Annotated in this window: 1 protein-coding gene; it reads left to right on the forward strand. The window is 59.9% G+C overall.

Features of this window, described 5'->3' with window-relative positions:
* The first annotated feature begins 51 nt into the window (after window positions 1-51).
* A protein-coding gene (locus tag E3D03_RS21010) for an IS5 family transposase (RefSeq protein ID WP_090617227.1) occupies window positions 52-815 on the forward strand; the annotation gives its coding sequence in 2 pieces (ribosomal slippage) (window positions 52-379 and window positions 379-815; 765 coding nt in all).
* Window positions 816-825: the final 10 nt, after the last annotated feature.

The raw sequence follows: 825 nt of genomic DNA on the forward strand, positions 1-825 counted from the left end.
TAGGGCGTGTTAACACTACCCTGCGAACGGTATGCGTGTTATCTTTTTGAAATGAATGAGATAAGCGAAGCACAATACGATTTGATCCGCCCATATCTGCCAGTCCAGCGCGGCAATGTGCGGATCTCCAACCTGACGATGATCAATGCGGTGCTCTATATCGCCGAAAACGGCTGCAAATGGCGGGCGCTGCCGCCGCGGTTCGGAAACTGGCACACGATCTACACCCGCCTGCGCCGTTGGGCCGAGGCTGGCGTGCTTGACCGGCTCTTCGCGGCCTTGCAGGAACATCGGCTGATCCGGATCCGGGTCGAATGTCTCGGCCTCGACAGCACCTCGGTCAAGGTTCACCCGGATGGGACCGGGGCGCCGAAAAAAAGGGGCCGCAAGCCATCGGGAAATCCCGCGGGGGATGGAACACAAAGGTTCATCTGGTTGCCGCGGATGCCCGAACAGCCCTGACATTCAGCCTGTCCGGTGGCCAGGCCCATGATGCGCCAGAGGGGCGGGCCTTGTTGCGGAACTGGAAAAGGCCGCATGCGGGCCTGCCGATGCTGATGGACCGTGCCTATGAAGGCGATGAGACCCGCCAGCTTGTTCTGGACCTGGGGTTCGAGCCGGTCGTGCCACCAAAGACAAACCGCAAGGAACCGTGGGACTACGACCGCGACCTCTACAAGCGACGCAACGAGGTGGAGCGGCTGTTCCGCAGGCTGAAGGGCTTTCGGCGCATCTTTTCACGCTTCGAGAAGCTCGACATCATGTTCCGAGCCTTCCTGAACTTCGCCCTCATCGTCGACATGATCAAGTGTTAACACGCCCTAG

Origin of the sequence: Paracoccus sp. DMF (genome assembly GCF_004407025.1) — a bacterium.
Lineage (GTDB): Bacteria > Pseudomonadota > Alphaproteobacteria > Rhodobacterales > Rhodobacteraceae > Paracoccus > Paracoccus aminovorans_B.